A 25,868-nucleotide genomic window follows, 5' to 3' on the forward strand; every position below is an offset into this window, starting at 1 on the left:
TGAGCACGTGAGCATCTCAACGGGGTGCGGAGGGATCCCGGGCGATCAGCGTGGAGCAACGGGAGTAGTGCGCGACGGCGCTGGCTGTCGACCCCAGCAGCAGTCGTTGGATGCCTCCTTGCCCCCGTGTTCCGAGGGCGACCAGATCAGGGCCTTCGTCCGCGATGATGTCCAGCAGTACGGACTTCACGTTCATGGTCAGAGTGCCCCGCAGCGCCGCTGCTTCCTGAAGTGAAACGGTTGCTCCCGTATCGGCGAAAGCCGCCTGAGCCATGGAACACCCCTCCTCGGGGTGAGAGATCCCGTCGGAGACACCGAGGATCGTCACGCTGCAGGTCCCGATCCATGGCAGTCCCGCCAACACGTCGGCTGCACGTTGCGCGTCAGGTGAGCCGTCCACGCAGAGCAGCACCTTGCGAGTGGGACGTGCGGAGCGAATGATCACAATCGGTGCTATCGGCCGGTGAGATGACAGCAGCCACTCAGTGGTGCTGCCGATGTGCAATGCCTTCAAAGTTCCCGAGCCCCGGGGTCCGACCACGATCAAGCCGGCATCGCTGCACGAGTCGAGCATGATGCGTGGATCGGTGTTGGCCCGCAGATGCTCCAGTGTCGTGCCTTCGGCCGGTTCGAAGAGAACGCGAGGAGCGGCTGGACTCCATGGCTGCAGGGTGGTTTCCGGGGAGTCCAGCTCGCGCTGAGCCGTGGCAACAGTGATGCGCCATTGGGGCCATTGATGGTTGTTCACCCACAACCAGGCCACGTCCGCGGATGCGGATCCATCGTCTCCGAAAACGAGCTGTGGTTGTTCCTGACTCATGACTTCCTCCTGCCGTCGGTCTGTGACATCTGACCGTTACGTTCGTGTCAGAGGCGACCGGTGATCGGGTGAGTGCCCCGACGGCGACGTCCGATTATCTCATTCGTCGTTGTGGCCACCTGTGCGCTGCATTGGGACACGACATGTCGTGTGCCGGCAGTGACCGGGTGACGAGATAGCGATTCACCCGCCGGTCCACACAACGAGACTGGGACAAGAGGTAGTCACCGTGCTGCCCGCCCACGTAGGTCACAACCCTGCTCCGTGGGAATGCTCGGGCCATCGCGGCGGTCCACGCGTAGGGGGTCCGTGCATCCCGTGTCGAACCGAGAAGGAGCAGTCGCGCCGACTGGTCGGTACCGAAATCGATGGGAACTGGGTCGATAGGAACAGTCAAGCCCTCACACTGGGTGGCCATCATGAGCCCGTTCTTCCACCCGGAGATCGGCGCCTGGATCCTGGTTGTCCGGGCAATCGCATCTTGCTCAGCCGCCGTGGGTCGGTCCGCATAGTCGATGCAGTCGATCACTGCGGTGGCACCGCCCAGACCTTCGGTCGTAGTTCCGGGTCGCAACCGGTCCAAGGCCTTCCGGGCGTTGCTGGCCTCGGGGCCTGCGCCCCCCAAGGCGATCGTGATGCGGTCGAGCCACCGCGCAGCGGAGACCCAGCTCGCTGAACCAACCCGTTCGAAGCCCGCCGATTCCTCCAACAGGTTTCGCAGGTTCCAGCGAGTGAACGAGCGTCCGGAAGGCAGTCGCAGCGGTTGCTCGGACAGTGTTCGGTGCGCGCGCCGGTATTGCTCAGAGGTGCCGGCGAAGACCTGGAACATCATGTCGAGTGCGGAGTCGGCCGCAGTGCCGTAACCCAGGCTGAGATCGGTGATGGATCCGTTGGGGTCGATGCTTCCGTCCAGCACCAGAGCTCGGACCCGGTCGGGAAACGTCAGTGCGTAGGTGTATCCGATCCGCGTGCCGTAACTCATCCCCCAGTAGGTCAGGCTTCGATCACCGACTGCTGCGCGCATCGCATCGAGGTCCCGCACAACCATGTTCGTGCCCATGTGGTCGATGATTCGTGGGTGGTTGCGCTGACATCGGGCGTTCGCCTCGGCTGTGGCGGCGCGGTAGTCGGCAGTGATCGTCAGCCAGGACACAGGTCCGGTGGCAGGAAGGCCGATCTCTCCTGGTTCGCAGTCGTCGATCCCTGCGGAGCGTCCGACTCCGCGCGGGTCCCAGGTGACGAAGTCGAACCTGTCAGTGACAGTTCGCGGCAACATCTCGTAGATCATCGGTGCGGTGAGCAGACCCGAACCGCCGGGCCCACCAGGGTTGAAGAAGAGTGACCCGATGCGCCCGCGGGGTGAGCCTGTGCTGCGAGCCCGGAGCATCGCAATGGGGGTCGTGCCTTGCTCGGGCCGGTCCCAATCGAGCGCCGCAGTCAACGTGGCGCACTGGAAGTTGCGCAGCTCGGCACCACGGCACCGGCGCCATCGCAGAGTTCCGGCGGACTCTCCGCTCGCGCTGGTGACGGTCGGCACGGAGCTGGTGGCGCCCGGCGCGGGGGCTCCGGTCGGGTAGGGCGCGGGGGCTCCGGTCGGGTAGATGGTGATGCTCGGCACGGAGGTGCCGGCCGGGTGGGTGGTCATGCCCGGCGCGCTGGCGGAAGCGGAGGCGGGGTCCGCGCCGGCCGATGACGTGACCGTTGCGGCGACAAGCAAGCAAAAGGCTGCGGCGGCGGTCACCAAACTCAGGGAAGTGATTCGGGCCATGGCTCCTCCCAGCGCAGGTGTTGCCGACGCACAAACCGATGTCCCGGAACCAGCCTATGCCTGAGATGGAGTCCGTGCCTGTAGTGGTCCCGCTGGTCGTGCGGTCTCCATCATGAGTGTCGGACCCCTGTGATCACATGAGTCATGGTCGTTCCGTACTTCGAACTTGATCCCTACCTCGGTGGAGAATCAGTCACTCCCGCGTCGGCCACGGCCTTGTGCGCCCTCCCGGGCATGGCGATGCCAAAGGGGGCGGCGGAACGCGCATTCGCGCAGTCGGTTTGGCGGGCCGCTCGTCCGGCGTGGACACAGGACGGATGGTGGGGCGCGGATCTCCGGCCCGAGGTGCGGGCTCTCATGTTGATGCGGGTGGGTCCTGATCTGCAGCGGCACCTGACTTACCTGGCAGCTGCAGATCGAGCGGGCGGTCACCAGCGGGGCGAGTGCCCGGTGACTCATCCCGCGGCGAGTGCGATCGAGCGCCTGGGTACTCCCGGGAGCCCCTGCGCGTGCCAAGTCGTGATTGTCGCGGCGTGGGCCGCGGTGGCCTCCTGGGTCTCAGCTCAAGCGGACGAAGCCGTACTGGCTGCGGCCGGAGACAAGGCAGTCGAGGAGTTCGTGGCGCCCGATCGACCCCATCTCGGCACCGTCGTCGATGCGAGCATCGAGGAGCTTGGCCCCGCTTTGCGCGTGTCACCCGGAAGTGCCCGCTACCGCCTCGGCGGAATGCGGCGTGTCGCCGCCCTGCCCCAGTTACAGGCGGCCGTTACCACGGGGCTGATGATCGGGTGGCATGCCCACATGCTTGCCACCGATCTACGTCACCTGTCCGATGACGACCGGGCCACTGTGGTCAACACACTGTTGGCTCGTCTTCGGAGTCGTCGCGCGACGGGGTTTCGTGAGTGGACGGTGACCGATCTGCGGGCACAGGCCAAACGCATCGCCGCCGGCCTCGACCTCGACCTGGCCACCCGGCGCAAGGAATGCCACCGTGACCGGGGAGTTCGGCTGCGGCTCCATGGTCAGGGTGCAGCCACACTGAGTGCTGACTTGGCCGACGATGTCGCCGCGCGAATCTTCCGTCGACTCACTGCGATCGCCCACGGACTCGATACCTCCTGCCATGGGGAGGGGACGTCCTGCGATGGGGAGGGGACCTCCTGCGATGGAGAGGGGTCCGATTCCTCCTATGACGGTGAGGAGGGCGCGAGAACCCTGGACCAGCGCCGTGCAGACGTGTTCACCGATCTGTTGCTGGCTTCTCCCGGGTCGCCAGGCCTCGACCGCGGAACTGGTACCGGGGCGCGGGATACTGCGGCTCTTGCGGATGTCAGGGCTCCCGGTGGTACTGCGGGTCCCACGAATGCTGCGGCCACCGGGGATACCACTGCTGCCACCGGGGATACCACTGCTGCCACCGGGGATACCACTGCTGCCACCGGGGAGACCACTGCTGCCACCGGGGATACCACTGCTGCCACCGGGGATACCACTGCTGCCACCGATGCCGTTGCCCCCGCATCCAACGCCACCCTGGCAGGTTCGGAGGTTGCGGTGATCATCGACATCGCGACGCTGCTGCGGTTGGCCGACCAACCGGGCGAGGTCGTTGGCAGTGGGCCGGTCCCCGCCGAGATCGCCCGTCAGTTGGCTGCTGATGCGCGGTGGCGGGCCTGGATCACCCGTGCGACCGCGACGGGAACCCAGGTGATCGCCACTAGCCCGGGCACCTATCGTCCAACCGCCGCTGTCGCCCGGTTGGTCCGGGCGCGGGAGCCGGAGTGTCGCATGCCCGGCTGCCGCAGCACGATCACCGACTTGGACCATGTGGTGCCCTTCCCTGACGGCCCGACAATCCCGTCGAACCTCGGGCCCTTGTGTCGCCGGCATCATCGCTTGAAGACCCACACGCGCTGGCGACAGCGGGCCCATTCCGGTAGTGGCCCGGATCCCGGGCCCGCGGACTCGCCGGACGAGGCCATCGGCTGGACCTGGACCACGCCCAGCGGTATCTCCCACACAGATGAACCCGAGCCACCGTTCGTCTGACCCGAGTCTCCGCTCATCTGATCCCGAGTCTCCGCTCACCTGATCCCGAGTCTCGCTGTTCCGCACGGTCCGCAGCTGGCCCTCGTGCGTGGTTGGAGTTCCCGCGAGTGTCGTTCGCTGCCTGCGGGCGAGCTTGGCTGAATAGCCTGTGGCTGTGACCACGAACTCGGAGCCTGGCGCGGCTGAGACTCCATGGCGGGGGATCTTCTTCCGTCATCCCCGCCTCGCCGTGTTCTTGCTGGCGTGGTCGGTCGGTGTGATCGATGCGTCGACGTTCGAACGATTTGGTGTCTTCACGTCGAACCAGGCCGGCAACCTGGTGATCATCACGACGACGTTGTTCTCGGATCCCGCAACCGCGCAGCTTCCGGCGCTGTCCCTGGCGGGGGCAGGCGTAGGGGCCGTGCTCGGCGCGTGGCTGGGAACCCGATTCGATCCGGATCAGGGACTGCGAGTGGTGGCGCCGATGACCTTGGCCACCGCGCTGCTGGTCGCGTCGTTCGGGCTGGACCTGCTGGAACTCAACACGGCCCTCATCCCGGTCATCAGCGCTGGACTGGCGTGTCTGGCGTCTGCGCTTCTCCTGTTGCCTGTGGTGGGAATGTGGATCACTGCGAACACAGGCCAGTTCCTGACCACCGTCTCGGGGCTCCTCGGCCCGCGCAAGAGGGGCGGATTCTGGCGGGGACTGCCGCCGAAGACGGTCAACGCCGCGACTCTGATCTCGGGCTTCATCCTGGGGGCTCTGTTCGTCGGAGCCCATCTGATGCCCACGCGGGCGATCCTGCCCGCGCTGGTACCGGCGTTCGTGGCCATCGGACTGGGCTACGCCGCAGTCTTCAAGCGCGCTCGGGCAAGCAGTCACAGTCACAGAGCCATTCCCAGTGGAGGAGACGATCGCAACCCAACGCAGGCGGCTGCCTCGCCGCCAGAGGCAGCTCAGCCAGGTTCTGCGTTCGAGTCCGGATCGCCTGAGCGGGGAGACGAGCAAGGAGACATGGACTCCTGACCAGAGCATCATCGGGCTGAACCCGGGTACTTTCGCTGTCATGGTCCACGATCCAGCCGTTCATCACATCACGTTGACTGTCACCGACCTCGATGCCAGTGAGGCTTGGTACCACGATGCCCTCGGTCAGGCAACGGCGATCCGGCGGACCGGCGACGGATGGGAGCGAGTCAGGATGCAGTGGTCGAACGGACTCGTGATCGGGTTGACCCAGCACCACGACGGAGATCCCGGGGATCGGTTCGACCATCGCCGAGTCGGACTGGATCACATAGGTATCCGTTGCTCGGACCAGCACGCAGTAAGGGCGAAGGCCACTGAACTCGATGGTCTGGGTATCGAGCACGGTCCCGTTGAGTCGGCACCGTACGGGTGGGCCGTGACCGCGAGGGACCCCGACGGCATCGCGGTCGAGTTCTTCGCCTCCTTGGACGATTGACCGGTCCGCGCTCAAGGGACCGGTCCGCTCTCAAGGGACCGGTCCGCTCTCAAGGGACCGGTCCGCTCTCAAGGGACCGGTCCGCTCTCAAGGGACCGGTCCGCTGTCAGGGGATCTGCCGGCCGGTAGCCTGCCCACGTGCCACGCAGACGATCACGCGACGACGCGGCGTCGACGAGTGCCAGCGGACGGCCTCGGCCCAGGCGCATCCGAGCGCTTCGCCCGGGAGCCTTCGTGGCGCTGGCTTTCGCTGCGACCATCTGGGTTGGCACAGGGCTGCTGTTGCTTCCGGTCATGACCCCGGGAGAACAACGCGCAACCTTCATGGAGGCCTTCTTCACGGCGACGAGTGCTGTGACAGTCACCGGCCTGGTGACGGTCGACACTGCGGTTGCCTGGACGGGCTGGGGGCAGGCGGTGATCCTCGGACTGATCCAGATCGGCGGGCTGGGCATGATCGTGACCGGAACACTGCTTGTGCTGATCATCGGTCGGCGGCTGGGATTGCGCTCGCGAGTATTGGCGCAAGCGGAGACGCCCGGCTTGAGTGTTGGCGACGTGAGGCGCATGGTGCGCTTCATCGTGGTGGTCACGTTGCTGGTCGAGGCCACTGGTGCCGTGGCCCTGACCTTGCGATGGTGGGTCGCGTACCACCAGCCGCTGTCCGAGGCCGCGTGGAATGGGCTCTTCCATTCGGTCAGCGCATTCAACAACGCCGGGTTCTCCACCTACTCCGACAACTTGATCGGCTTCAACGCGGATCCTGTCGTGTTGGGGGTCATCATGATCCTGATCATCGTGGGTGGCCTGGGGTTCCCCGTCTGGTACCAGACCCGAGGGCGGCTGACCCGACCGAGGCGCTGGTCGTTACATGTGCGGCTCACGGTTGCGACGACCCTTGCGCTGATCGTCGTCGGTGCAGTTCTGATGACGTGGTTCGAGTGGACCCACGCAGAGACCCTGGGTCAGTCGTCGTCGGGCACGACGATCCTGAACGGACTGTTCGCGTCGGTCACCGCCCGTACTGCGGGATTCAATGCCATCAACTACGCAGACGCCACCGAGGAGACGCTGCTGACGACGGTAATCCTGATGTTCATCGGCGGGGGTTCCGCATCCACGGCGGGCGGCATCAAGGTGACCACTTTCGTGGTGTTGGTGCTGATGGTCGTGGCCGAAGCCCGCGGGGACCGAGACGTCAACAGTGGCGATCGCAGGATCGCTGAGAAGACCCAGCGCAGTGCGGTGGCCATCGGCACTATCTATATCCTGCTGGCCACCATCGGATTGATGATCTTGACCGCGGTCACCGAGTTCCCGCTGCAGGACCTCGTCCTGGAGACTGTGTCCGCGATCGCTACGGTCGGCCTGTCCACCGGCATCACGTATGACATGCCGGTCGGGGGGCAAGCCGTTCTGATCGTGTTGATGTTCGTCGGTCGGCTCGGCGCCATGACGCTGGCGACAGCGCTCGCCCTGCGCCACCGGACATTGTCATATCGTCTGCCCGAGGGTCGACCCATCGTCGGCTGACCAGCGCGTGACCAGGAGGTAGCCATGGGCACCAGAGCTGATGCGGAGACCGTCGCAGTCATCGGCCTTGGCCGATTCGGCGAGGCGGTGGCGCGCAAACTCGCTGTCGCGGGGCGAGAGGTCGTGGTCATCGACCCCGATCCTGATCTCATCGCGGAAATCGCTCCGGCGGTCACGCTGGCCGCCCAAGCCGACGGTACGTCGACCCAGGTGCTTCGGGACCTGAGCGTCGATGAGTGTCAGTGCGCTGTCGTGGCGATCGGCGAGGACTTGGAGGCCTCGATCCTGGCCACCGCCGCATTGGCCGACCTCGGAGTGCCCGAGATCTGGGCCCGGGCAACAACTGAGGCACACGGCCGGATCCTGGAGCGGGTGGGCGCGCATTGGGTGGTGTACCCCGAGCAGGAGATGGGTGCGCGGGTGGGCCAGTTGATCTTCACCGGGATGGAAGAGTACGTCAGCTTCCCCAACGGATATGCGCTGGCGATCATGGACCCCCCGGCATGGTCGATCGGCCAAACTGTCGAGCAGGTCGGCATCAAGGGCAAGAATGGTGTGGCCGTCATCGGGTTGCAGTCAGCGGGGGGCGCGGTGGAGTTCCCCGACCCCGAGCGTCGGATCCGCCGCGACGAGAGGTTGGCAGTGGCAGGTCCCACCGACGCCGTGGACGCCTTCCCTCTGGCGAAGTCGTGACACGCGCGGGTACTCGTCGTAGGCGACGGCTGGTGGGTTTCCGGCGACGGTCTCGACGCCAAGACGCCCGACGAGGTCAACACGGAGTCCTTCACGGAATGTTCGGCGCAGCGCAGGTGAGCTCCGTCGGTGGCTACTGCGGACTTCAACCGATTGCCACGTAGCGCCGGGCACGGATTGACGTATGACCCCCCGGTCGGAGTGCCCTCACGTGCCGCAGATCCGTGTTGGCCGGTTGCCCCTCAGGGCATGGGCAGGGTGCTGCGCGGACCCGGTCTGTCAATGCCCAGGTCGGCCAGGTCGTGCACGCCTGTGGTCCAGGAGTCGTAGGTGCGTGTGTACAGGATCTTGTTGTCGTGGTCCCGGGCCACGGACCACTGGGTGTAGTCACCACTGGCCGCCAGTCCCCGCGGAACGCTGACGAGGTCCAGCGAGTGGAACGCCTGGTTCACCGCAGCCGACGAGTCCTTCGCCTCATGGAACACCTGCGTGAGGACAACCGCGCGCACGAAGCGCGACGGCGGCGTGACGTCGCCCGGCAGCCCCACGAGACCGGTCCCGTTGCCGGTCGGCTCCACGGGCATCCCCATGAGGTTGAAAGGCTGGTCTTCGACATTTGTCAGTCCGACGTAGTTGCGCAGGTTGGTGGTGTGCCACTCGAAGCGCGGCGAGTTGGTGAGCACCCCGGTGAGGTTGTCGTGCAGGTACATCCGCTGGTCCAGGAACTCGACCACCAGGTCGTTGCCATGGGCGTCGTGGATCGCCAGGTGCTCGGTGATCGCATAGTCCATCAGTGCCTTCGCCTGATCCGGCACAGGTTTGCCCGCAGGCCACAGCAGCCGGGCGGGGGCGTTCCACACCCGGACGCCGAGTAGCGCCTCCTTGACCTCGGCCACGCTGGAACACGTCCCCAGCAGCCACCCGGCGATGTTGACGAAGTCGATGGCCGGCTTGCCCGCTGACTGTGGCGGCTGGTGGGGCAGGTCGGTCTCGGGCAGGAACAATGTGCCCACCGACAGTCCGGCCTCATTGAGCCCGTCAGCGAAATACGAGTCGAACCCGAACCCGTCTAGGGCTACGAACCCGAGGCTGTTCTCCCACGCCGGCGTCGGCGCGTCGGTCTTGGTGGTGACCGCCGACCACTGTTGACCCCGCGGGACCACCTGGATGCGTGAACCAGTTTCGTAGGCGAAGTCCAAGGTCCGAGCCGAGACCGTTTGATCCAACTTCAGCAGTCGCAGATCAGTGCACATCCATCCTCCACGGGTTGTGGGTGCATCCTGACACGACGGGCGTCATCGGACTCGGAGTAGGCGCGCCGGGGCTGTGGCAGTCACCGCACATTGATCACTCGAGGGCGGTCACCCCATGCCCGGTCGGCGGTGACGACGTCGCGGTCCAGTCTCCTGCCCTCTATGTGGGCAATGCCCGTGCGGCTCAGGGCGGGCTGAGTACGGTCCTATCGCATGATCCCCAGTTCGGACAGCAGCAGCAGGATGGAGGCCAGGGCCGCATAGCGGGGGAAGGGCTCATGCAGTTCTCGTGAGCCCGCTGTTTCGTACCAGGGCCAGGGGTCGTAGGAGAGATCCCAATGGGTGGCATGGAACATCGCCGCATGCACCGAGTTACGCGTCGGCGGCGTGGCCTCGGCTTGGGTCAGTTGCATGTCGTTGTTCACGTCGTACTTGTCGAGTTCCAGTTCGCCTTCAAGGTTGAAGTACGTGACTTCCCGGGCGGTCGTGGCACCGGTGAAGTAGATGGTCGGGATCGCCAACTCGTCCAGGGCGGCCGTGTTGGCTTCGTTCCACTCGTCTCGGCCCCCGGTGCTCAGTGAGTACAGCGCGCCTTTCACGTCGTACTCGTCGAGCCGCCGGTCGATGCGCTTGACGTCGGCGAAGGGCAGCATGCGGCGAACGAGTTCGGCGGCGTTCGCGGCGCGATGCTTGACCATCTCCGAATCGGGGACCTTCTTGAACCTGTTGTACAGGTCGTTGGCCAGGTAAGAGCCGCCGTGGGCGCCGGCCCAACTGATGATTGCCTTCACCCGATGCGCGAGATCAGGGCGCGCGACAAGGAAAGTGTTGATGTCCGGGCCACCCTTCGAGTAGCCGAGCATCACCACGTCTCCGGGGGGAACGGGGTCGTCGGTCGATGTCAGCAGCGTCGCGTGCAGGTCGGGCGCGTTGCCGATGCCGTTGACCATCGCATTGGTGAGGTCAGCGACGTTGGCCTCACAGGAGCGCACCGGGTGGGAGTCCGCCGAGAGGATATTCACCCCGAACCGCTCGGTCATCTTCGGGATTTCCTGCTGGAACGCGAGTCCGGGCATGAACCCGGTCAGCAGTCCGGGGCAGATCAGCAACGAGACATCGCTGAAGGCGCCCGACTCAGCGGCCGGCATCTCAGTGTGGACCTCGCCGGCGTCGATGGTGCGGAAGAACCGGTCGGCGATCTTCTGCCGGTCGTCTCGCCGATCCACCCACGACAGCGGCGCGGGCTTCTGGGCCTTCGCCACCACTTCGGCACTCGCACTGGCCTCATCGATGAAGATGTTCCGGAATCGTCGACCGATCCAGTCTCGGATGAACGGGTCGGCCATGGCGGCAGCCGGATTGGTGGACATGGCGTCGCGGACACCGGCGATGACGACGTCGTAGTCGCCGTGCTCCTGCGCGCGGGGGAGCGATGTGAAGTCGACCATCTTGGCCTCCTGATCGACGGTACCAAGATCACCGGTGCGGGTAAGGCGCGGTCTGGCCTACCCGGGTGCTCGAGAAAGCACCTGCTTGTCGTAGCCCTCGTCCTCGGACGTTGCTGCTGCCGTTGCACCGAGTGTGAACCGGACAGCACGCGCGCATGGATCAGCTGCAGCAGGCCAAGGGCGTATCTGAATCGCTTCCGTTCGACATGGCTTCCGCTCGCGCGTATGGCCGGGTGACCGCAGCAGTGCGAGCCGCGGGCCGCTCACCACGCGCCCGTGTCGCCGACGGGGTGTGGCCGAGCAGCCTCCGCGCAGTGCTACCCAGGGCCCGCTGCACGTTCGGCGGTGACGCCGGTCATGACAGTGGTGGTGGGTGAGACAGGCGCAGCCTCCGCCTCGCCCTTCGCGGCGGGACCGGATGCGAACGTCACCGACAGCACGGCCAGCAATCCCGGGATCAGAAGCCACACGGCGATACTCATGATCGCCGAGCGCATCTTGACGGCCGCACCGGTGAACTCACCGGCCTGCACCCCGTCGACGGCGGAGCGGTCGGCCGCCAGACCGCGCACCGCCATGACAATACCGACCACGCAGGCGATCGCGGTGAGGTACCAGGCGATCTGTTGGGCAACATTGATGCCATCTTGCGAGGCACCGAACAGCACCGCGGCCACGGCGGTGATGACCAGCAGCACGATCCCGACGATCGTGCCAACTGACATGCTTCGGGTGCTCAGCTCGACGGCTGCGCGCTCGTCGGCCAGTGGGATCGGGCGTTCGCTCGGCGCGTTGGAGTGCGAACGGCTGTAGAAGATGTAGATCAAGATGCCGACTGCCATCCACGAAAAGAACACGACCCACGTGATCCACGCCAGCGAACTGATCAGGTAGATACACAACACGACCCCGAGGATCGGCATCAGCGGCATCAGCGGAACCTTGAACGTTCGCTCCAGTTCTGGTCGCGCCCGCCACAGCGCGATCACCCCGAAGTTCACGATGGCGAACGCCGCCAGTGTGCCGATACTGGTCGCCTCGGCCAGCTGCCCCAGCGGGATGAACCCCGCCAGAATCGAGATGATCACGGTGACGACGATCGTGTTGGCCACCGGTGTCTGGGTTCGGGGATTCACCTTCTTGAACAGTTTCGGCAGCATGCCGTCGCGACCCATCGCGAACAGAATCCGGGTCTGGCCGTACATCGTCACCAGCACCACGGAGAAGATCGAGATCACCGCACCCAGCGCGATCAGCGTCGGCGCCCAGTTGCTGCCGGTGACGTCACGCGCGATGGTCGCCAGCACCGCCTCCGCGCCGGCGCCCTCGAAGTCCTGCCATGGTCGCGCGCCGATGGCGGCAGCGGTGACCAGGACATACAAGATGGTGACGATGATCAGGGACAAGATGATGGCACGTGGCAGATCCTTCTTCGCGTTCTTCGCTTCCTCACCACACGTCGATGCGGCGTCGAAGCCGATGTAGCTGAAGAACACCTGCCCGGCCGCAGCGCTGATGCCCGCGAAACCCAGCGGGGCGAACGGCATGAAGTTGCCCGGCTCGAACGTCGTGAACGCGACAGCGCAGAAGAACAGCAGGATGCCGATCTTGATGAACACCATGATCGTGTTGATCGTCGCCGACTCGGACGCGCCACGAAGCAGCAGGAACGCGCAGGCCAGGACCACGATGACCGCGGTGATGTTGAACACGCCGCCTCCCTCACCGGGGGGGTTGGCGAACTGGGGCGGGATCTCGATACCCCACACCGACAGGAACTCGTTGAGGTACTGTCCCCAGCCCACGGCGACAGCTGCGACCGACACGCCGTACTCGAGCATCAGACACCAGCCGCAGATCCAGGCGATGATCTCGCCGAGCGTGGCGTAGGCGTAGGAATACGAGGACCCGGACACTGGGATCGACCCGGCCAGTTCCGCGTAGGAGAACGCCGAGAAGGCGCACGTGATCGCCGCGAGGACGAACGACAGCAAGACGGCGGGGCCGGCCTTCGGCACGGCTTCACCGAGGACGACGAAGATGCCGGTGCCGACGATGGAGCCGACACTGAACATGGTCAGGGCCAGCAGACCCATGGTGCGTTTCAGTGACGACTCGTCACCTTCGCGGTCCAGTTGGTCAGCCGGAATGACACGCATCATCTGGCGCGAGAGCGGGATCGTTGACGCCATGATTCCTCCTGCGCAGGAAGCGGGTGCCACCCGTTGGCTTACGGTAGCCACGTGCGAAGGGCGAGTCCCCGTCAACGGAGGAATGTCGTGAAGATTGACGGTGGCGCTTTGCCGCCGGGAGGGATCGACGCCCTCGGGACCGCGCTGAGCGCCCTGCGCAAGTCCATGTACCGGGGCAGCGACGAACAGGAAGCCCGACAGTGACGACATCGACCATGCGAGCAGTAGTCCTTGACGCCCCCGGCCCACCCGAAGCGTTCCACATCCGCACTGTCCCAATCCCGGTCCCATCACCCGGGTGGGTGTTGATCCAAGTCAAGGCGTTCGGGCTCAACCGCTCGGAACTGCACACCCGCCTCGGCCTTGCCCAGGGCGTGACGTTTCCTCGCATACTTGGCATCGAAGCGACGGGCGTCGTGGCCGAGTGCCCGGGCGGCGAGTTCGCTGCTGGGACCAAGGTGATGGCCATGATGGGCGGCATGGGCCGCGTCTACGACGGCGGCTACGCCGAGTACACCTGCGTTCCCGCGACCCAGGTGCTGTCCTTTGACAGCGATCTCGACTGGGCCACCCTCGGCGCCATCCCCGAGATGCTGCAGACGTCCTACGGCTCGCTGACTGTAGGGCTCGACGCCCAGGCCGGCCAGAGCCTCCTGATTCGAGGCGGCACCTCATCGGTTGGGATGACATCTGCCGTTCTCGCCAAGGGGATGGGCCTCACGGTCCTGTCGACTACCCGCAACCCGGCGAAGGCCGACGCCTTGGCCAAGGTCGGTGTCGACCACGTGCTGATCGATGACGGGGCTCTGGCGCCGCAGGTGCGAGAACTCGTGAGCGGCGGAGTGGACGCCGCTTTGGAGTTGATCGGAACCCCGACGCTGCCCGACACGCTGCGGGCCACCCGGGTTCACGGCACCGTCTGTTTCACGGGCATGCTGTCCAACCAGTGGACAGTGCGCGACTTCTACCCGATCGAGTACTTGCCCCGGGGAGTGCGGCTCACGGCCTACGGCGGCGACGCCAGCGACCTTCCGGCAAGCGTGCTTCAGGTCTTCGTCGATCGCGTGGCCGCGGGTCAAGTCGTTGTGCCCGTCGACCAGGTGTTCACTCTCGACCAGATCGCCAGCGCCCACGCGCGTATGGAAGCCGGCGAGGCGAGCGGCAAGGTCGTCGTCCTCACCTCGTCCGGTCTCGAGTACTGATTCACCTCTCGCGGAAGTCCATCACTGCTTCGGTAAGTGCCGACCCCCGCGACCCCGCAGCGGGCGGCAGTTGCCTTCCTCGAAGGGCGGAGTGGTCACCGTGACTCTCCATTCGCCGGAGGTGATCGTTCGGAACCTGCAGCAGGACCGGCGGGCCGCGGAGGGCAACACGGTGGCCGAGGTCTGACGAGCAAGCGTCCCGATGGTGATCCGGGCTGGAGGTCGTCGTGCACTCCACCGAGGCGTTGCAGCGCTTGCGTGGGCCCACGAAACGGTGCGGGTGGAGAGAGTCTCACCTGAAATTCTGGGCTGGAGCCCATCGTCTGGGCTCTACATGCGCCCAGACTAGGGGTTCGCGGTGATGACGAGTAGCCCGGCGGCAGTAGAACTCGGGTCCTCAGCCGTCGGCAGGTCAGCACGGACCGGATTTCGGTACCTTTCGAGGGTTCACACTGTTCGTGACGGGGAGGCCGCGGTGATTCGTCAGTGAGCACTGTCGAGACCGGCGTGCGCAAGGAACTGCAGCGGGCCGAACTGCACAAGACCATCTGGCGGATCGCCAACGACCTGCGCGGCAGCGTCGACGGCTGGGACTTCAAGTCCTATGTGCTGGGCCTGCTGTTCTACCGGTTCATCTCCGAGAACCTCACGTGCCTACCTCAACACGGTGGAGCGCGCTGCCGGCGTCGCGGACTTCGACTACGCGCGACTGTCCGACGCCGAGGCTGAGTTCGGCCGGGTCGAGACCGACCAACGAGAAGGGCTTCTACATCCTGCCCAGCGAGCTGTTCGTCGAACGTCCGGGCTCGGGCAGCCGCCGACGAGAACCTCAACGAGACGCTTGGAGCGGGTGTTCCGCAACATCGAGGGCTCCGCGGTCGGCAGCGACAGCGAGGACGACCTGAAGGGCCTGTTCGACGACCTGGACGTCAACAGCGGCAAGCTCGGCGGCACGGTTGCCAAGCGCAACGAGAAGCTGGTCAAACTGCTCGACGCGATCGGCGACCTGGACCTCGGCGGCGAGTTCGGCGACAACACCATCGACGCGTTCGGCGATGCGTACGAGTACCTGATGCAGATGTACGCCTCCAGCGCGGGGAAGTCCGGGAGGCGAGTACTACACCCCGCAAGAGGTCAGCGAACTGCTGGCCCGCATCACCGTGGTCGGCAAGACGGCGGTGAACAAGGTGTACGACCCGGCCTGCGGGTCCGGGTCACTGCTGCTGAAGTTCGCCAAGGTCCTGGGCAAGGACAACGTGCGGCAGGGGTTCTACGGCCAGGAGATCAACCTGACCACGTACAACCTGGCCCGCATCAACATGTTCCTGCACGACATCAACTACGAGAAGTTCGACATCGCCCACGGCGACACCCTGCTGGATCCGGCGCACTGGGACGACGAGCCGTTCGAGGCGATCGTGTCCAACCCGCCCTACTCGATCAAGTGGGAAGGCGACGCCAACCCGCTGCTGATCAACGACCCCCGCTACGCCCCCGCCGGGGTACTGGCGCCGAAGTCGAAGGCCGACCTGGCGTTCACGATGCACATGCTGTCGTGGCTGGCTGTCGACGGCACCGCGGCGATCGTCGAGTTCCCCGGCGTGCTGTACCGGGGCGGTGCGGAGGGCAAGATCCGCAAGTACCTGATCGACAACAACTACGTCGACGCGGTCATCCAACTGCCGCCCGACCTGTTCTTCGGCACCACGATCGCGACCTGCATCATCGTGCTCAAGAAGTCCAAGGCCGACAACGCGGTGCTGTTCATCGACGCCTCGGCGCTGTTCGTTCGCCAGGGCAACAAGAACAAGCTCAGCGGACGAGCAGCAGGCCCAGATCCTGGACCTGTTCACGCAGCGCGCCGACGTGCCCCACGTCGCGGCGCTGATCCCGAACGACGACGCTGGCGGAGAACGGCTACAACCTGTCGGTCAGTTCCTACGTCGAGGCCGAGGACACCACCGAGGCCGTCGACATCGTCGCCCTGAACGCCGAGATCGCCGAGATCGTGGCCCGCCAGCAGGTGCTACGTGAGCAGATCGACGCCATCGTGGCCGACCTCGAGGGCGCGTCGTGAGCGAGGTCGAGAGGTTGCTGGCTGAGCAGTGTCCCAAGGGTGTGCCAGTTCCGAAGCCTTGGTCGACATCGGACGAAGTGACTTCGAGCAAGGGCATGCAGCCGACTTCTGCGACCGGAACGATCGCTGCGCGGATCCCTAGGGGCAGTTCCCCTACTACGGCGCAAACTGGGATACCAACGACCGGGTCGACGGGTATGCCATTCGACTGGTGACTTGCGTACTTGGTCGACGATGGACCGGCGAGCGTCCTCGACCAAGGGCGGTCGGCCTGTGGTCGACTGGGCAAGCGTGGCAGATCTGGGTGAACAACCACGACCATGTGCTGCAGGTCGAAGCGGTCAGATCGAATCTCAGGTTTCTCTCACCACTACGCTGCAGACAGTGAGTATCCGAAGTCTCTTCGTCGCACAGCAAGACGGGAGCACGCGGCCTCATAGTTGAAGTCAACGGAACCTGCAGACCTGACCGCGGTGCGCTAGCACCGCCCCTGGCGGTGCAGCGGGAGATCGTGGCGATCCTTGACACGGATGGAGAGACTGGAAGCGGAACTGGAAGCGGAACTGGAAGCGGAACTGGAGGCTCGTCGCCGCCAATACGCCTACTACCGCGACGCCCTGCTGACGTTCGACGAAGCGGGGGGGGTCCGGTGGGTTCCGATGGGTGAGCTCGGCACGTTCCTCCGGGGGCATAGCGCTTCACCAAGGCCGACTATCTCGGACGACGGTATCCCGTGCATTCACTACGGTGAGATCTACACGTCACTACGAGACTTCGGGATCGAGACGTGCAGTCGCACCTTCGAGTTGATGCTCGGTCACGACCTGCAGCGTTCGCCGAGCCGGGAGATGTTGTCGTAGTTGACGTGGGTCGAGACCCCCGAAGACGTGGGCAAGGCAGTGGCCTGGCTTGGACGATGAGCCCGTGAGCCGATTCACGACCACAGCTACTGCCTATCGCAGTCGAACTGGACGACTGCGTTCACTCTCGTCACAGTGATGCAGACGCTCCTGGTTCACGACGCCAAAAGACTGAAGTACGTGTGCCCGAACCGAAGGTCAACACCCTCCTGATTGACGGGCTTCGCCGAATTCCGTGTTCCGGTCCCACCTCGCGAGGAGCAGCAGCGCATCGTCGCGATCACTCGACTCCTTTGACGCCCTCGTGAACGACCTGTCATCCGGCCTCCCCGCCGAGATCGCCGCGCGCCGGAAGCAGTACGAGTACTACCGGGACCGACTGCTGACGTTCGAGGAGTTGGCCGCGTGAACGGCAAGCACATCGAGCTGTTCCTGGTCGAGGGAGTACCGGGCGGCTTGACGACCGCGGAGATCGCCGGCTGGACCGGGCATGTGCTGTCCGGGCCGCGCTCCGACCTCAAAGACCTGCTGGACCGCGACGAAGCCAAGCGCAACGGCACCTACCTGCTCCTGGGAGCCGACGACACTGCGATCGAGGGCATGCGCTGCTACATCGGCAAGACGCGAGGCATTCACGCAACCGCTTCCAGGACCACGAGCGGCGACGGGACTTCTGGGATCGTGCGGTGCTGATCACGTGCAAGGACGACTCATTCAACGAGGGGCACTGGGGCTACCTGGAGGCCCGGCTCGTCGAACTGGCCAGGGAAGCGCAGCGGGTCACGCTCGACAATGATCAGACCCCGGTGGCGCGGAAACTGTCCGAGGCGCAACGCTCGGACATGGAGGCGTTCCTCGCGCAGTTGCAGATCATCCTGCCGGTGTTGGGTATCAACGCCATCCGGGGTCGGCACCTGACGCCCACCGTGGCGATTGCGACGGACGAGTCCCCGGTGTTCACGCTGACCGAATCACGGCGCGGGGTGCAGGCACAGGCCCAGGTGATCGGTGCCGAGTTCGTGATGCTGGCCGGCTCCCGGGTAGTGCCGAAGTGGACGGCGACCGGCCAGTCCGCCAGCACCCGCCGCGCCTATGCCGGGTACCGCGAGCACCACGAGCGCCTGATCGCGGACGGCTCGATCGTGGTGGACAGGGATGTCGGCATCGTCCAGCGCGACATCGTGTTTACGTCACCGTCCCGCGCGGGGGCCATCGCAACGGGCCACTCGTGCAACGGCCGTGATCGCTGGGTGTGGGAGCAGGGGACCTACGCCGACTGGGAGCAGCGAGGGCTCCCTAGTTGAGAGAGAGTGACGCCGCAGGACCGGCACTGCCGTGTCGACTCGGTCATCGCTCCATGTGTAGCATCATGTGTGAACGAATGTGTGATCAACCCGGCTCACGAGGACGACGGGAGCGTCTGATGGCGACGAATCTGGCGATTGACCCGGCCCTGTTGGACCACGCCTTGGCCGTTGGGGGTCTGGCCACGAAGAAGGAGACGGTCACCGCCGCGCTGCAGGAGTTCATCGCACGACGGGAACAGAGTCGCTTGCGGGACCTGTTCGGCACCCTGCAGTGGGATCCCGACTTCGACTACAAGGCGGACCGCTCCCGCTCCTCAGCCGAGATCGGCTGAGGCAGTGGCGCTGCTCGTCGACACCAGCGTGTGGTCGCTGGCCTTTCGGCGCGACGCCCCGCCGATGATTCCCCAGGTCCAGGCCCTGGCTCGCGCGCTCGCGGGAGCGGACGACGTCGTCACCGCGGGAGTCGTCGTGCTGGAGTTGCTGCGCGGCTTCCTGCCCACACGCGTGGAAGCGAATCTGACCGAGCGGTTTGCCGTCATGCAGTTGGTCGAACCGACCCGCGACGACTACCTGGCCGCGGCGGGGCTGGCCAACGCCTGCGCTCGGGCCGGAGTCCAGCTGGGAACGATCGATGCCCTCATCGCGCAGTTGGCCATCGCCCACGACCTGACCCTGTTGACCACTGACCGCGACTTCGACCACGCCGCCGAGCACATCCCACTTCGGGTGTGGCAACCATGACCGATCGCTACGAGATCGTCGCCGCCTCCGCGCAGAGCACGGTGGTGGCGGAGTTCGAACCCGATCCGTCCCGAACTTCGGCGTACCAGTCCGAAGCGGACTTGGAACGGGCTCTGATCAAGCAGTTGCAGGGTCAGGCCTACGAGTACCTGCCGATCGCCGACGAGGCCGCGCTGATCGCGAACCTGCGCACCCAACTGGAACGCCTGAACGCGGTGACCTTCACCGACGGTGAGTGGCAGCGGTTCTACGCGACGTCGATTGCAGGTGCGAATGAGGGCATCGTCGACAAGACGGTGCGCATCCAGGAGGACCACGTCCAGGTGCTGCGCCGTGACGACGGCACCAGCAAGAACATCCACTTGATCGACAAGCAGAACATCCACAACAACCGGCTGCAGGTCATCAACCAGTACGAGGTCGAGCAGGACACCGGCAACGGGGACGGGGCTCGGCACCCCAACCGGTATGACGTGACGATCCTGGTCAACGGCCTGCCGCTGGTGCATGTGGAACTGAAGCGCCGGGGGGTGGATCTGCGTGAGGCGTTCCACCAGATCGACCGCTACCAGCGGGACAGTTTCTGGGCTGGATCCGGCCTGTTCGAGTACGTGCAACTGTTCGTGATCAGCAACGGGACGCTGACGAAGTACTACTCCAACACGACCCGCCGCCAGCACCTGGACACCAGGACCGGCGGGCGCCGTGCCCGCAAGACGTCGCACTCGTTCGAGTTCACGTCGTGGTGGGCCGATGCGACCAACGCCCCGATCCAGGACCTGACCGGGTTCACCAAGACGTTCCTGGCCCCGCACACGCTGCTGAACGTGCTCACCCGATACTGCGTGCTCACTGCCGAGCGGGTGCTGCTGGTGATGCGGCCGTATCAGATCGTGGCGACCGAGCGGATTCTGAACAAGATCGACATCGCCACCAACAGCAAGACCCTCGGCACCGTGGCGGCCGGTGGGTTCGTGTGGCATACGACCGGGTCGGGCAAGACGCTGACGTCGTTCAAGTCCGCGCAACTGGCCTCGCGGGTGCCGGGTGTGGACAAGGTCCTGTTCGTGGTGGACCGCAAGGATCTGGACTACCAGACCATGCGCGAATACGACCGGTTCGAAAAGGGGGCCGCGAACTCCAACACCTCTACCGCTGTGTTGAAGCGGCAGTTGGAAGACCCGAACGCGCGGATCATCATCACCACGATCCAGAAACTCGCGACGTTCATCACCGCAAACGCCGGCCACGAGATCTACAGCGGGCATGTCGTGATCATCTTCGACGAGTGCCATCGGTCCCAGTTCGGCGACATGCACACCGCCATCACCAAGGCGTTCATGCGGTACAACCTGTTCGGGTTCACCGGGACTCCGATCTTCACCACCAACGCCGCGACGAGCGGTAATCCGAAGTTGCGCACCACTGCCCAGGCGTTCGGCTGCTACTGGCATGGCGACCCGATCAACTGCCCGCCGACGCCGCACCAGATGGCGATCCACACCTACACGATCGTGGATGCCATCAACGACAAGAACGTCCTGCCGTTCCGCATCGACTACGTCAACACGATCAAGGTGCCCGAGGCGCTGCCGGGGGCCGATCGGCAGGTGGCGGCCATCGACACCGAGCGGGCCCTGCTGGACCCGCAACGCCTGCGGCAGGTCGTCGCGTACACGCATGCGCACTTCGACGCCGAAGACCAAACGGGCCCAGCACTACTCGCTGGACGGCAAACGGGTCCACGGCTTCAACGCCCTGTTCGCCACGGCATCGATTGATGCCGCCAAGCGCTACTACGCCGAGTTCAAAACCCAGCAGGCAACAGCGCACGCCCGACGAGCGCCTGAAGATCGCGATCATCTACTCCTACGCCCCCAACGAGGACGTCGGCGACGACTACCTCGACGAGGAAGGCTTCGACACGGGCGCGTTGGATCAGTCGTCGCGGGACTTCCTGGAGTCGGCGATCGGCGACTACAACGCCATGTTCGCCACCAACTTCGACACCTCGGGCGAGAAGTTCGGCAACTACTACAAGGACCTGTCGCTGCGGTTGAAGAACCGAGAACTGGACCTGGTGATCGTGGTCAACATGTTCTTGACCGGCTTCGACGCCACCACGCTGAACACGCTGTTCGTCGACAAGCGGCTGGTGAATCACGGCCTGATCCAGGCCTACTCGCGCACCAACCGGATCCTGAATTCGGTCAAGACCTACGGCAACATCGTGTCGTTCCGAGACCTCGAACAAGAGACGAACGACGCCATCGCCCTGTTCGGCAACCGCGAGGCCCGCGGCATCGTGCTGCTCAAGCCCTACGCCGAGTACTACGACGAGTACACCGACCTGGTGGCCCAACTGCGAGACCGCTTCCCACTCGGGGAGCGGATCGAGGGCGAGGCCGCGCAGAAGGAGTTCATCGGGCTGTTCGGCGCCATCCTGCGGCTGCAGAACATCCTGACGGCCTTCGACGAGTTCGCCGGGCATGACCCGTTGGGTGACCGTGACGCCCAGGACTATCGCAGCGTCTACCTGGACCTGTACGCCGAGATCCGCGGCCGCAGCGATGGCGACAAGGAATCGATTAACGACGACATCGTGTTCGAGATCGAACTCATCAAGCAGGTGGAGATCACCGTCGACTACATCCTGCTGCTCGTCGACCAGTGGCGCCAGGCGCACGGCGACGGTGACGACAAGGAGATCAAGGCCGAGACGATCACCCGCGCCATCGATGCCAGCCCCACGTTGCGCAACAAGAAGGATCTGATCCTGGCGTTCGTGGACCAGGTCTCGATCACCGGCGACCTCGACGACCAATGGCGGGCATTCGTCGCAGGCCGTCGCCACGCGGAACTGCAGGACCTCATCGACGCGGAGGGGTTGCGTCCTGACGAGACGCGCATATTCGTCGATCGGGCGTTCCGTGACGGTGCGGTCCCGACCTCTGGCACCGCCATCACAGCGATCCTGCCGCCCGTCAGTCGGTTCACTCCGGCCGGAGATCACAGCACCAAGAAGCAGCGGGTGATCGCTGCGCTGCTGGCATTCTTCGACCGCTTCGCCTCCCTGGGCTCCTAGCCTCGCTCCCGCCCCCCGCGCTGGGCTGAAGGCCTGCAGTAGCCACGTCCGGGCGGTCTTCCTCGGCCGGATGAGCCTGGATGACCTCCACCGCGTGGGAAGAGCGAGATCGAAGGGAATTTGGGTAACTGATGGTTTATCAGTCCTCGCTGTTGAGGCGAATCGTTAGGACGAGTTGAAAGGGCCGAAATCGGCCCCTGAGAAGTCCTGACGAAAGGAACCCCACACATGAGACGGGGCATCGAAGACGCCGCCGGAGTGCGGACGTGGAAAGCAGTAACGCAACTGGCGCGGTCGAGAGTGTCCCCACCCTCGGCGCTGCCACCGGTGCCGCCTTGCGGACATCGGGGGTAACCCCGGTGGTCGCGGTTGGGTGGCGCGGCCACGGTCTTGCTGCCGATATGACCGGCAACACGATCACGGACCTGCGGTCCGGAAGGGAAGACGATGTTCGACAGTGAGTTGGTGGCGACGAGCCGCACGACGCACACGCAGGTGATGGCGGCCACGGGAGTCGTAGGTGGACTGCGCGCGGGAGGCTTCGAACGACCAGGTCAGGCGGGCGCAGCCCGGGCCAAGTGCAGACCACCGCGGCTGGCACATTGTGGCTGGTCGCGGGAAGTAGACGCGACCGCCGGTATCCAGACGCAGGATCGTGATCGTCAAGTCCGGCGGTGACAGGCAGGCATCGTCGGATGCGCTATCGGTCTTCGGTTCCGGCAACTGGGGGGCGGGCCTATTGAAACGGTGCCAACGGGCACCGTGAGGCATGGTTTGGGCTCCAGCCCACGAACCCGTGCGGGTGGAGAGACTTGAACTCTCACGTCCGAGGACACAGGAACCTAAATCCTGCGCGTCTGCCAGTTCCGCCACACCCGCGTGACAGCAAGCCTATCGGCGCCAACGGCGGCACTGGAGGCCCCCGCATCCGTAGGGTGGGGGTTGGCGGTGAACGTGAACAACAACTCGATTGGCGCCCTGGTCATGGGTCTGACGTTTCTTGCGGGCGCAGCTCTGGCCGTACTGGCGGTTTCGCTCAGTGATCCGCCGCAGATGGCGCTGAACGATCCCTTCGAGAGCGTCACCTCGCAGCAGCGTCGGCAGATGCTCGCCGAGGCCTGGGATTCGCTGGATCAAGCAGGCAAGGAGCAGACCTGTCGGCGATACGAAAGCCAGACCATCGCCACAGTGTTGGATCTCAGCGGTGAGACCAAAGTGAACTTCGACTACCTGATCCGGTTTATGGACCAGCGGTGCCGGTCGTTGGGCACTGAACCCTGACGCATCCGAGCGACGGGTGACTGACTTGGCAGGCCCCCAGCACGCAGCACGCGGCTCCCACCACGCGGCATCAAAGACCCAGTAGCCCCCGAAGTTTCGCGACGTGACCCTTGGCTCGCACGTTGTACAGCGCGTGCTCGATCGTGCCGTCCGGTCCGATGACGAATGTGGACCGGATGACCCCGGTCACTGTCTTTCCGTACATCTTCTTCTCTCCGAAGGCCCCGTAGCTGGTCAGCACGGACTTGTCCGGATCCGACACCAAGGTGAAGGTCAGGCCGTCCTTGGCCCGGAACTTCGCCAACTTTTCCGGTGAGTCCGGGGAGATGCCGATGACCTCGACGCCGGCGGCCTTCAGCGCGCTAAGTGAGTCCCGGAAATCACAGGCTTGGGTGGTGCACCCGGGAGTCATGGCGGCGGGATAGGCGTAGAGGACGACGGTCTTCCCCGCGTAATCGGACAGCGACACAGTCGCTCCTGTGTCGTCGGTCAAGCTGAATGCCGGAGCCTTGTCGCCCACGTCGAGTCTCGTGCTCATGTCGCCTCCTGGAGTCGGCCGAAAGTCGGCCGAGAGTCGGCCAAAAGTCAGCGTAGGTGTCCGCAGCGGCCCGCGCATCGCGGTGGTACGTTATTGCAAACAGTTCGCAATAAGGCCAGCGGCTCGTAGACCAGGTCGGCGTGGAAGGCAAGCATGCACATCCCCGATGGCTTCATCGCTGCCCCCGTGGCAGCCGGAGCGGCGCTCGTGTCCGTGGCGGCAGTGGCCGTGGCAGTTCGCGGTGCTCGTCGGACGTTGGACGACCGGACCGCGCCGCTGGCCGGCCTGGTCGCCGTCTTCGTCTTCGCGGCGCAGATGATCAACTTCCCGGTCGGGGCGGGGACTTCCGGCCATCTCATCGGAGCGGCCTTGGCGGCGATCCTGGTGGGGCCGTACGCGGGGATGCTCGCTCTCACGGTCGTCCTGGTGGTCCAAGCGCTGTTGTTCGCCGACGGTGGCCTGACTGCGTTGGGCCTGAACGTCCTCAATCTGGCGGTCATCGCTCCAGTCGTCGCGTGGTTCGTGTTTGTGGCGCTCGTGAGAATCTTCGGCAGTGGCAAGTCAGCGGTGCTGTTGTCCGCCGGAGTCGCCGGGTTCGTGTCGGTGCTGGCCGCGGTGGCGGGTTTCGTCGTGGAGTTCGCACTGGGCGGCACGGTACCGGTCGATCTGTCGTCCGTGATTGTCGCCATGTTCTCGATCCACACCCTGATCGCGATCGTCGAGGGAGTCATCACGGCCCTGATCGTGTGGTCGGTCGCCGCGGTCCGTCCGGATCTGGTCGCAGGGCTGCGTCGAAGCGCGACCCCGGCCGCCCGCACTCGCGCAGTGGTGGCGTCGTGATCCGCGACGAAGGCGTCCGGCGCATGGTCGCCCTCATCATCATCGTCGGCATGGTGGGCTCCGTGGCCCTCGCCGGGATCGCTTCCTACTACGCCAGCAGCAGTCCTGACGGTCTGGAGTCGGTCGCGCAACAGCAGGGCTTCGCCGACAGTGCACAGGACTCAGCCAGTTCCGATTCGCCGCTCGCCGACTACGGTGTCGAAGCCGTCTCCGACGAGCGGCTGTCGGTCGGGTTGGCGGGAGTGATCGGCGTCGGAGTAACGGCGCTCGTCGCGTTCGCTCTGTTCCTATTGCTCGGGTCCCGATCTCGCCAGGCGCGGTCAGCGGACGTCAAGCCCGACCCCCGTGGGTGATCACCCGGCCGGCCATGACGTCGGCGAACGGCTCTACGTGGCAGGTGACACCCTCGTCCACCGTGCGCCGGCGCACGTCAAGGTCGTCGCGGCCTTCCTCACGGTCCTCGCGATCGTCCTCACGCCTGCCAGTCAGGTGTGGGCTTTTGTGTTCTATGCCGTGATCCTGAGCGTGGTCCTCGTGGTTGCGCGGTTGCCGCTGCGAGTAGTTGCACCGCGGATGGCGGTCGAGATCCCCTTCGTCGTCTTCGCTCTGCTGTTGCCTCTCATCGGACGGGAGCCGGACATCGCAGTCGGTCCGTTCAGGTTGTCCGAAGCCGGGCTGTGGGCGGCCTGGTCGATCCTCGCGAAAGCAACGCTCGGCGTTCTGGTTTCGT

At 65.2% G+C, this 25,868-nt stretch carries 24 protein-coding genes, 1 tRNA gene and 1 pseudogene; 19 read left to right on the forward strand and 7 right to left on the reverse strand.

Features of this window, described 5'->3' with window-relative positions; translation table 11 throughout:
* Positions 1 to 16: 16 nt before the first annotated feature.
* Both V9E98_08170 and V9E98_08175 read right to left on the reverse strand, forming a co-directional pair.
* Positions 17 to 820 (reverse strand): universal stress protein, encoded by an 804-nt coding sequence (locus V9E98_08170; GenBank protein MEI2716958.1) that lies wholly within the window; start codon positions 818 to 820, stop codon positions 17 to 19.
* 94 nt (positions 821 to 914) lie between these two features.
* The gene (locus V9E98_08175; protein ID MEI2716959.1) at positions 915 to 2,588 is read right to left on the reverse strand and encodes an alpha/beta hydrolase; all 1,674 of its coding nucleotides are present in this window, start codon (positions 2,586 to 2,588) and stop codon (positions 915 to 917) included.
* 144 nt (positions 2,589 to 2,732) lie between these two features.
* Between V9E98_08175 and V9E98_08180 the strand changes: the two genes are divergently transcribed.
* From V9E98_08180 to V9E98_08200, 5 genes are all read left to right on the forward strand, one after another.
* The gene (locus V9E98_08180; protein MEI2716960.1) at positions 2,733 to 4,640 is read left to right on the forward strand and encodes a DUF222 domain-containing protein; all 1,908 of its coding nucleotides are present in this window, start codon (positions 2,733 to 2,735) and stop codon (positions 4,638 to 4,640) included.
* Positions 4,641 to 4,794: 154 nt separating this feature from the next.
* Positions 4,795 to 5,649 (forward strand): hypothetical protein, encoded by an 855-nt coding sequence (locus tag V9E98_08185; GenBank protein MEI2716961.1) that lies wholly within the window; start codon positions 4,795 to 4,797, stop codon positions 5,647 to 5,649.
* Between the two features lie 40 nt (positions 5,650 to 5,689).
* Positions 5,690 to 6,088: a VOC family protein gene (locus V9E98_08190; protein MEI2716962.1), complete on the forward strand. Its 399-nt coding sequence runs from the start codon at positions 5,690 to 5,692 to the stop codon at positions 6,086 to 6,088.
* Between the two features lie 234 nt (positions 6,089 to 6,322).
* A complete protein-coding gene (locus V9E98_08195) occupies positions 6,323 to 7,621 on the forward strand; it encodes a potassium transporter TrkG (GenBank protein ID MEI2716963.1) in 1,299 nt (432 codons plus the stop codon).
* A gap of 24 nt (positions 7,622 to 7,645) precedes the next feature.
* A complete protein-coding gene (locus V9E98_08200; protein ID MEI2716964.1) occupies positions 7,646 to 8,314 on the forward strand; it encodes a TrkA family potassium uptake protein in 669 nt (222 codons plus the stop codon).
* A gap of 242 nt (positions 8,315 to 8,556) precedes the next feature.
* Here the strand turns inward: V9E98_08200 and V9E98_08205 are convergent, their stop codons facing one another.
* The 3 genes from V9E98_08205 to V9E98_08215 all read right to left on the reverse strand — a co-directional run bounded on the left by V9E98_08205 (position 8,557) and on the right by V9E98_08215 (position 13,207).
* Entirely contained in the window at positions 8,557 to 9,567 is a 1,011-nt protein-coding gene (locus V9E98_08205; GenBank protein MEI2716965.1) for a linear amide C-N hydrolase, read from the reverse strand.
* A gap of 206 nt (positions 9,568 to 9,773) precedes the next feature.
* On the reverse strand, positions 9,774 to 11,015 hold the full coding sequence (locus V9E98_08210) for a hypothetical protein (GenBank protein MEI2716966.1): 1,242 nt from the start codon (positions 11,013 to 11,015) through the stop codon (positions 9,774 to 9,776).
* 317 nt (positions 11,016 to 11,332) lie between these two features.
* Positions 11,333 to 13,207, reverse strand: coding sequence for an amino acid permease (locus tag V9E98_08215; GenBank protein MEI2716967.1), 1,875 nt, complete (start codon positions 13,205 to 13,207; stop codon positions 11,333 to 11,335).
* Positions 13,208 to 13,407: 200 nt separating this feature from the next.
* On the opposite strand from V9E98_08215, the gene V9E98_08220 reads away from it, so the two are divergent.
* From V9E98_08220 to V9E98_08265, 10 genes and pseudogenes are all read left to right on the forward strand, one after another.
* On the forward strand, positions 13,408 to 14,409 hold the full coding sequence (locus tag V9E98_08220; GenBank protein ID MEI2716968.1) for a zinc-binding alcohol dehydrogenase family protein: 1,002 nt from the start codon (positions 13,408 to 13,410) through the stop codon (positions 14,407 to 14,409).
* A 486-nt stretch (positions 14,410 to 14,895) separates the two neighbouring features.
* Positions 14,896 to 15,138 (forward strand): type I restriction-modification system subunit M N-terminal domain-containing protein, encoded by a 243-nt coding sequence (locus tag V9E98_08225; GenBank protein MEI2716969.1) that lies wholly within the window; start codon positions 14,896 to 14,898, stop codon positions 15,136 to 15,138.
* A 377-nt stretch (positions 15,139 to 15,515) separates the two neighbouring features.
* Positions 15,516 to 16,397 (forward strand): annotated as a pseudogene (locus V9E98_08230) (type I restriction-modification system subunit M).
* 619 nt (positions 16,398 to 17,016) lie between these two features.
* Entirely contained in the window at positions 17,017 to 17,346 is a 330-nt protein-coding gene (locus tag V9E98_08235) for a hypothetical protein (GenBank protein ID MEI2716970.1), read from the forward strand.
* Between the two features lie 405 nt (positions 17,347 to 17,751).
* On the forward strand, positions 17,752 to 18,039 hold the full coding sequence (locus V9E98_08240) for a hypothetical protein (GenBank protein MEI2716971.1): 288 nt from the start codon (positions 17,752 to 17,754) through the stop codon (positions 18,037 to 18,039).
* A complete protein-coding gene (locus V9E98_08245; protein MEI2716972.1) occupies positions 18,033 to 18,650 on the forward strand; it encodes a DUF4357 domain-containing protein in 618 nt (205 codons plus the stop codon). The genes V9E98_08240 and V9E98_08245 overlap by 7 nt, the downstream gene beginning before the upstream one ends.
* A 119-nt stretch (positions 18,651 to 18,769) precedes the next feature.
* The gene (locus V9E98_08250) at positions 18,770 to 18,985 is read left to right on the forward strand and encodes a type II toxin-antitoxin system VapB family antitoxin (protein ID MEI2716973.1); all 216 of its coding nucleotides are present in this window, start codon (positions 18,770 to 18,772) and stop codon (positions 18,983 to 18,985) included.
* A gap of 4 nt (positions 18,986 to 18,989) precedes the next feature.
* Positions 18,990 to 19,394 (forward strand): PIN domain-containing protein, encoded by a 405-nt coding sequence (locus tag V9E98_08255; GenBank protein MEI2716974.1) that lies wholly within the window; start codon positions 18,990 to 18,992, stop codon positions 19,392 to 19,394.
* Positions 19,391 to 21,175: a type I restriction endonuclease subunit R gene (locus V9E98_08260; protein ID MEI2716975.1), complete on the forward strand. Its 1,785-nt coding sequence runs from the start codon at positions 19,391 to 19,393 to the stop codon at positions 21,173 to 21,175. Before V9E98_08255 ends, V9E98_08260 begins: the two co-directional genes overlap by 4 nt.
* A complete protein-coding gene (locus tag V9E98_08265; protein ID MEI2716976.1) occupies positions 21,175 to 22,479 on the forward strand; it encodes a hypothetical protein in 1,305 nt (434 codons plus the stop codon). Before V9E98_08260 ends, V9E98_08265 begins: the two co-directional genes overlap by 1 nt.
* Before the next feature lie 797 nt (positions 22,480 to 23,276).
* Here the strand turns inward: V9E98_08265 and V9E98_08270 are convergent.
* Positions 23,277 to 23,358: transfer RNA gene (locus V9E98_08270), tRNA-Leu, on the reverse strand.
* A gap of 63 nt (positions 23,359 to 23,421) precedes the next feature.
* Here V9E98_08270 and V9E98_08275 point away from each other — a divergent pair.
* A complete protein-coding gene (locus V9E98_08275; protein ID MEI2716977.1) occupies positions 23,422 to 23,760 on the forward strand; it encodes a hypothetical protein in 339 nt (112 codons plus the stop codon).
* Between the two features lie 70 nt (positions 23,761 to 23,830).
* On the opposite strand, the gene bcp is transcribed toward V9E98_08275, so the two are convergent.
* Entirely contained in the window at positions 23,831 to 24,298 is a 468-nt protein-coding gene (gene bcp, locus V9E98_08280; protein MEI2716978.1) for a thioredoxin-dependent thiol peroxidase, read from the reverse strand.
* A gap of 153 nt (positions 24,299 to 24,451) precedes the next feature.
* Here bcp and V9E98_08285 point away from each other — a divergent pair, with 153 nt between their 5' ends.
* The 3 genes from V9E98_08285 to V9E98_08295 all read left to right on the forward strand — a co-directional run.
* Entirely contained in the window at positions 24,452 to 25,138 is a 687-nt protein-coding gene (locus V9E98_08285) for an energy-coupling factor ABC transporter permease (GenBank protein ID MEI2716979.1), read from the forward strand.
* Positions 25,135 to 25,491, forward strand: coding sequence for a PDGLE domain-containing protein (locus tag V9E98_08290; GenBank protein MEI2716980.1), 357 nt, complete (start codon positions 25,135 to 25,137; stop codon positions 25,489 to 25,491). The genes V9E98_08285 and V9E98_08290 overlap by 4 nt, the downstream gene beginning before the upstream one ends.
* Positions 25,484 to 25,868, forward strand: a 385-nt coding sequence (locus V9E98_08295; GenBank protein MEI2716981.1) for a CbiQ family ECF transporter T component, incomplete at its 3' end; no start/stop codon positions are given. The genes V9E98_08290 and V9E98_08295, both read left to right, overlap by 8 nt.

This window comes from Candidatus Nanopelagicales bacterium (assembly GCA_037045355.1).
In the GTDB taxonomy this organism is placed as follows: domain Bacteria; phylum Actinomycetota; class Actinomycetes; order S36-B12.